General features: G+C 54.6%; 4 protein-coding genes and 1 pseudogene. 3 read left to right on the top strand and 2 right to left on the bottom strand.

Annotation, left to right across the window (positions count from 1 at the left end):
* Positions 1–628 precede the first annotated feature (628 nt).
* Positions 629–1,069 (bottom strand): annotated as a pseudogene (locus tag E4S61_RS25005) (archaea-specific SMC-related protein); the annotation flags it as partial.
* 421 nt (positions 1,070–1,490) lie between these two features.
* Positions 1,491–1,829 (bottom strand): hypothetical protein, encoded by a 339-nt coding sequence (locus E4S61_RS25000; protein WP_135306494.1) that lies wholly within the window; start codon positions 1,827–1,829, stop codon positions 1,491–1,493.
* A gap of 491 nt (positions 1,830–2,320) precedes the next feature.
* Between E4S61_RS25000 and E4S61_RS24995 the strand changes: the two genes are divergently transcribed.
* From E4S61_RS24995 to E4S61_RS24985, 3 genes are all read left to right on the top strand, one after another.
* On the top strand, positions 2,321–3,118 hold the full coding sequence (locus E4S61_RS24995; RefSeq protein ID WP_135306493.1) for a UbiA family prenyltransferase: 798 nt from the start codon (positions 2,321–2,323) through the stop codon (positions 3,116–3,118).
* 79 nt (positions 3,119–3,197) lie between these two features.
* Positions 3,198–4,874, top strand: coding sequence for a histidine kinase N-terminal 7TM domain-containing protein (locus E4S61_RS24990; protein ID WP_342447944.1), 1,677 nt, complete (start codon positions 3,198–3,200; stop codon positions 4,872–4,874).
* Between the two features lie 748 nt (positions 4,875–5,622).
* Entirely contained in the window at positions 5,623–6,645 is a 1,023-nt protein-coding gene (locus E4S61_RS24985) for an LLM class flavin-dependent oxidoreductase (RefSeq protein WP_135306492.1), read from the top strand.
* Positions 6,646–7,366 lie beyond the last annotated feature (721 nt).

The following is a 7,366-nucleotide window of genomic DNA, read 5'->3' as shown; positions in this document are numbered from 1 at the left end:
AGGGAGTTCCTTGCGCGTTGTTTCCCGAATTTCTGTGGCCTGCTGGAGCGGCTGACAGTCTGGGTCCGTGTGGATGTGAATGGACGTTCCGACGCCCACAGGCCCTCGTTTCTTGATCCAGACTGTCTCACCCGACATTGATCCAATGCTAGGGTCGTTCTCTATGCGTTGGCTTACGAATTTCGGCCGCTAATGATTATTGACTCCACTGTTGCCAGTCTTCGCCTGCGTGTAGGCTGACCAGCACAGCCACAGTCCACCTCCTAACGCGAGAATGCCACCGAGACCGAACAGGGCAGGGAGCGGACCGGTCATGACTGTAGTACAGCGTGGTGAAATCCCAGCATCGCCCAGACACGCTTCAGATGCGAGCGCGAGCAAAAACAAGAGGAACGCGAATAGACCGAGCGAACAGCCGGCCACCAGACGTGTCGTGACTCTCTGCGTGTGTTCTCTGGCTGCCCACTGCTTTTGAACAGCCTCGTGTTCCCAGTCTGTACCCCGCTCCATAGTGAGTTCTATGTTACCACCACACAAGATTGTTTCCAGAGAGTGTCTGCTACTTCGTTGGGAGTTCCGTAGAACGAGTGAGTGCTCCTATATAAAATTTCGAGCTGCGCGTTGCCGCTCAGATAGCAATAACTCGAGTTAGATCGTCATTTAGCGCTTGCGCGTCTTCCGGGAGCAAGGCGACCACGAGATATTCGGCATAGTCCTCGAAGTACTCAACGAGCTGGGCGATTCGATCCGAATCGATCGCTTCCAGCGAGTCTAGCAGCATGAACGACACCGTTTTGTAGAGGTCGTGGACGAGATACCCCGCCAGCGCGAAGATGAGGCCTGTCACCTCGCGCTCACTCTCGCTGAGATGCTCAACCGTATCTTCGTAGGCCGCCCCGTTCTCCGTCGTTCGGGCAATGTGGAGATCGAACGCCGTCTTATCGACTTTCTGGCGGCCCTCGCGTACAGTCTGTTCGACACGTTCGATCCAGATACGGTCGAGATTTTCGTAGTCTAGAATCTCGAGCATCGCGTCCATGTGCTCGTTGAACTCGTCAACAGCATCGGCCAACTCAGTCGCGTACGACGCAACCTCTTCGAGCTGATCCGGCGATTGCTTCTCCAGTGGCTCGCGAAGATATTTCGGGAGATCGGGTGTAGGTGGTTTCATTGGTTCCTCTTCTCACATAGTTACCCCACGATGAGCAACAAATACCAATCTGTGGGATAACTCAAAGTCGCCCGTCCCAAGCGAAGAAGCTCCTCCCAGTGACCCAGGATTTGGAACTACAACACTTCGACGAGATAATCACACGCACTCGACTCAAGCGCGTCGACATAATCGTCGTAGGAAAAAACAGGCGCGTTTGTGGAGATGGTAATCGAGCGGAGTGCGTATTCGTCTAACACACTCGATTGTTCTGATACTCGATCTCTATGTCCTGGGAAAACCAGCGCTCCGTCAGTCTCCATTGCAAGGATATAGGAGGTCAACTGGTACACGTCTCCAGATGAAACCCCTCGAATTTCTCTTGATCAATATCTCTGCTGTACTGCTCTGCAAGATTCCTGGCTAACCGCTTGGTAAATTCGTTGTAGAGCTCTCTCTTTTCATCGCCGGACAAAGACCCCAACGTCTCTTCGGGCGGTGCCATTAATGACTCTTCACGGGCAGGCCACCAGTCAGCAAAATACCGGATCAGCGCTTCGAGCGCTGCCTCATCGTACCCCTTGTTGGACGATCGCGCCGCAGGCGGAACCGCTAGATACGCATCCTTCAGTGCCTGCGTATCAAACACGAACCCCTGAATTTTGAGAAAGCTCGGCATCTACGGATGAGATGATACCCTACTCAAATATCAGTTTCGCTACTTATAATCTCCTGAACAGGGTCTCGTTGACGAGAATTCCTCTTCAGGGCACATTCACTCTGGCAGTTGTTACCCCACAAATTAGACTCAGATGGGTTTTGTGGGATAACTACCGGCAATGAATCGTTGTTTTCCTCGGCAAAATCTCACTGGAACCTGACGGCAGAATCGTCGTCTGATGCAGAACTAGTCCAGTCGGCATCACCAGGACCCATCAAAGATGGCTCTGGGGTCACTCAATTATTATTATCGGCTAGCTAGGGGGTATGTTTACTGTACGGTGTCCTGATAGTTCTACTGGCGAAATGGCAACGAAACCACAGCCACAGTCTGAAAGTAGCATCAAGCGGCTAGATACGAACAGTACGAAACAAACACATTTCCGCAAACGGATCAGGTCAGTTTGGAATAGGTTTGTCTACAGCTCGGCCTATCTGGCACTCATTGCGATGGTGGAAGTCAGCATCGTTACTGAACTCCTCTCACTCCAACAGACCATTGCTCCTGCTGTTGCGGGATTACTCACGTTTTCCGTGTATATCAACGACCGTCTTGCCGATCTTGAGTCAGATATGGTGGCCGCACCGCAACGAACGGCATTCGTACAGCGGTATGCCGGCGTCCTCTACAGTCTTGGCGCACTCGCATATGGGCTTGCAGTAGCACTTGCCGTCCTTGGTGGTCCATTCGCGTTCGGACTCACCCTGATTCCCGGTATTGTCTGGCTGAGCTACGCACAGGAGTGGATGCCCAGTCTTGGAACTGAGGCCGGGCGGCTCAAAGACATTCTCATCATTAACTCGGGACTCGTCGCAGTAGCGTGGTCAGTCGTTATTGTCTTTCTGCCGGTTGCGTTCGCTAGGGCTGCACTCGACTCCTCTGCGATTATTGTCTTTCTCTTTTTCACGGTGGCCACGTTCGTCAATACCGAGATCGCGAACGTCCGTGATATCGACGCTGACCGTGACATCGGTGTCGCAACGCTGCCCGCTATGGTCGGTGTCGCACAGACAAGATGGATTCTCTACGGAGTGACGGTTGGAGCGGGCGTGATACTCGCGGCTGGAGCAATATCTGGTATCCTGTCCACCAGTCATGCTTGGGCACTATCGGTCAGTCTCATCTGTCTGGCTGCCATCGTCTGTTCTCTCGGACGTCTTGACAGTGACGGAACGCTTGCATTCCTGGCTGAATGTACCCGGCTCCCTGCCTTCGTTGTATTAACAATACAACTGCTAGCGTTCTAACTGCACTACTTCAGATTATCACCACAAAATGACAACATAATCACCACTTCATTAAAGTAGTGGGCGGCGATTTTCTTGAGTGAGCGTGCTTACAACGACAATTTTCAAAATTGTACTTGCACTGACAATTGTCGTAAGCGTCACAGGTGGCTTGCTTGCATGGCGAGAACGTCCCGAACCAGGAGCAGTGCCACTTATCGCTCTCCTAGCTGGCCAGTGTTGGTGGGCTGCGACACTAATATTCCGGATTGACGCCACCGAACTTGGTGCGAAAATCTTCTGGGTTGACGTTTCCTGGGTTGGGATTGGACTCATCCCCGTTGCGTGGTTGTTCTTTAGCCTCGAATATGCTGGGTACACCGAGTACACTACTCGCAAGTACATTCTCGCCACCTTGGTCGTCCCAGCGATAACAGCAGTGCTTGGCGTGACCAACGACATCCATCACTTACTGTATGTCGAGTCGGCGCTTGTTCAGCAGGACGCCATGACAACACTCAGTCGCACGCCAGGGGTTTGGTTTTGGGTTACTGCAGGGTATACCTATCTGCTGGGTCTCTTGGGCGCCATTCCGCTGTTTCAATTGGTGTCGAGTAGCGTACGGACGTTTCGCGGGCAGAGTGTCACCCTCCTTGTTGGTATCTTCGCACCCTGGATTGTGAACATCCTCTATTTATTCGAGATGTTCCCCACTGCTGGCGTCGATCCAACACCAATCGCATTCGCGGTCTCGGGCGTTGCCTATCTCGGGGCTTTGACGCGCTTCCAGCTCTTTGGCACCAATCCGTCACCGATTCGCCACGCTCGGGCCACAGTATTCAACCGGATGCAACAGGGGGCACTTGTCTTGGATAGCCATGATAATGTCGTCGACATGAACGAGCAGGCTGCGAGCGCACTCGATACGACAGCACAAAACGCACTCGGCCAGCCGATTTTACACGTCTGTCCAGATTTCACACCGTGGACAGCTACCTCGGGAGCCAACCAGTCTATCTTCCGGCCACCTGATTTGAACCGAGCATACGATGTCTCTGAGAGTCACATCAGAGATATCCACGACCGACTGCTTGGGCGCGTTATTACTCTCCATGAGATCAGCGACCTTTTGCGTCAGCAACAACGGTTAGAAGTCCTCAATCGGGTCTTCCGACACAATATTCGCACTAATACACAAGTCATCCTCGGAAACGCAAATTATCTCGCTACACATAACAGCGAGACGAAAGCCACGGCGGTCGAGGAAAACGCACTGGAGATCCAAGATATCAGTGATAAAGTCCGTGCCATTCTCGATGTGTTCAAACAGGGACGGGAAGAGCAGACATATATTCAGCTAGCGACGATCGTCGAAGAAACTGTCAAGTCCGTTCGAGACGAGTACCCTGCAGTCGAGACCAGCATTACCCCAATCGACGAGGACCTCTACGTCGACAGTCTCTTCGATACCGTCTGTTCGAATGTAATCGAGAACGCCGCCCAACACAACACCAATCCCGATCCGCAGGTCAGAGTCTCAGTCGAGACACGGCAAAATACAATCGAAATTACGGTTACGGATAACGGGCCAGGAATCAACGACCACGAACTCGCACTGGTCTCGCAAGGAACGGAGACGCCGCTGGAACATGGCAGCAGTTTTGGCCTTGCGCTTATCGTCTGGGGAACAGATATTGCAGGTGGAGACGTGACGTTCGATGATAATTCACCGACTGGAACGATTGTGACGATTAGAGCCCCACTTCGAGCAAAATAAAATGATATTGCCGAGTCAGCGCAGTCGTCGAGTGCACCAATGGAATCGAGATAGTCTCGAACCGACTGCACGAATCCGCGATAGCGCTCAAGATCTCGGAGCGCGTTATAGACGACATCATGGTTGATGATGTTGTCGTAAGTATGCGACAAGACGTTCCGGAACCGGGAACCTGTGCTATCTCCTCGGCCAGTGGTCCCGAGAGTACATCCAACTCACCGAGCGTTCGCATCGACGCTGGATTATTTGTGAGTGCCTTTCCCTAGCAAACAGCTGCGTCGACGTCGGCAGGGCACGTGCTGCCGGTCCCCCCAAACAGTTCGTAACCGAGAAGTAGCTCAGTTCGCCGGCATCACGCGGAGGCCCCGCTCTCCCTCGTCACAACCGGCGTGACACCACCCGTCGTCGCCTTGCCCTTACATCCAAGAGTCGCATTCGGACCCGGTTTGCCGTCGACGTCTCCCGACGGACGATCTCGAAGCGCACCACGAGCTGGTCGACGCTAGCGCGCTTCGGAAGCGTGAGGAGCAATGTTTATGAAGTCATCATTGCGGAGTAAATATCTACAGTTAGATCGTAGAGAGGTATCGCCGAATTAGTGGCTGCCGGTGAAAATAGTGCTGTGAATTCGGACGCAATAGTTGCTTTACACGAATCAAAATTAGGATGGTTACGGGAAGACCTCTACGGGTAGTTCCGTAACAACCGCTAACCAAACCGTTAATTCTTGCAGTCCCTGAACCCAGACATGGAACTTTCTGCTGTCGATCTCTCTCCCGTTCCGAACGACGGGGCTGCGAGTGAGGCATACGCGAACACTGTTGAGGCCGCCAAGCAAGCTGAACGGCTCGGATACTCCCGGTTCTGGGTGGCCGAGCATCACGGCATGGCGGACTCGATCGCAGGGACGACACCCGAAGTACTGCTCGGGCATCTCGCCGCTGAAACGGACTCGATTCAGCTGGGGTCCGGCGCAGTGCTTCTCAATCACTACAGCCCGTTCAAAGTCGCCGAACAGTTCGGTGCGCTCGACGCGCTCGCTCCGGGCCGTATCGACGCTGGTCTCGGACGGGCAAACGGCTCGCCTGCGGCTGATCGGGCCCTTGGAACGGACCGGCACGTCAAGAATCCTGACGAGGATCATGCAGAGAAAATCGAAGCTGTCGTGAACCATCTCTATGACAACTATCCCGACGAACACCCCTACGGCGACTTGCAGATACCACGGCCGGGCAACAGCGTCCCCACCCCGTGGGTGCTCGGATCGAGCCCATCTAGCGCGGCAATCGCGGCCGAACTCGGCCTCCCATACTGTTTCGCGGCATTCATTCGCCCGCAGTTCGCTACCCAGTCGTTTGAGAGGTACCGTGAGCAGTTCCAATCGTTGTCCCTAGCCGGCAGCGCCGACGAGCCACAGGGGATACTGGCGGTGAATGCAGTCTGTGCAGCGACCGACGAGGAGGCGGCACGGCTCCGGTCCGTGGCCGAGGCGTCATATAAGCGCATGCAACGCGGTGTCGTCGGCACAAGACCGTCCATCGAAGAAGCTATCGACGAACTCGGTGCTGTTCCCGAACCGACGCCCGCAACACTCGACGATGATGAATGGCCGCGCGCAATTTCCGGGAGTCCAGAGACGCTTGCGTCTCTTCTCAAGCAACTTGCGGACCGCGTTGGCGTCAACGAAGTAATGATCCAGCACATCCATGCGACCCACGATGACGCGCTTCGTTCGCATGAACTGTTAGCTGAGGGCATCGGGCTCACTTGACTCAAGTCGCCACCCTCCAGCTGATGTAGGAGATTCTCGACGGCGGCGAACTCGGCAGTCCACTCGGTGTAGTGGACGAGGTTGCCGGCCGGATAGCGCCAGCTATGTGTTGGTGGGCCCGAACTGGGCGACGGCGCCGGGACTGACGTGGCGGACACAACTTGGTTGGCAAGAAAATTTTCCAACTGGCCAGCTGATGATTCTAGTGCGGTTACGTTCGCTGTCAGAGGCACTCGCGGCTTCCCCCTCTCCCCGTTGCTGACGGCACTCCGGTGCCGGTCCCAACTGTGACTTGCGATAACAGCCCACGCTTTTACAAAAGATACTGACAGTAATCCAATCACGGTCCTGGCCGATACCGGGCCTCTGACAGCTGACGGCGGTCAGGGCCGTTTTCTGGCCGAGTGATCGACGTGGGAGTCGCTTGTGCCCCCATCATGCGATAGCCTCCCGTGACTGCCAGCCCTGACGGGAGTCGCTGGGAGCCCACATACTGCTAGTACCGGCAATAGCGCATCCAAGAACTGTTCGCAGCCGAAATACTAAGCCAATTCAGAGAGAAAACGGCTCTAGCATTGGATCAATGTCGGGTGAGACAGTCTGGATCAAGAAACGTGGACCAGTCGGCGTCGGAACGTCCATTCACATCCACACGGACCCAGACTGTCAGCCGCTCCAGCAGGCCACAGAAATTCGGGAAACAACGCGCAAGGAACTCCCT

Origin of the sequence: Haloarcula amylovorans (genome assembly GCF_004681185.1) — an archaeon.
In the GTDB taxonomy this organism is placed as follows: Archaea; Halobacteriota; Halobacteria; order Halobacteriales; family Haloarculaceae; genus Haloarcula; species Haloarcula amylovorans.
Note: the sequence above shows the minus strand (reverse complement) of the source record. Positions and strands in the feature narration are given on the sequence as shown.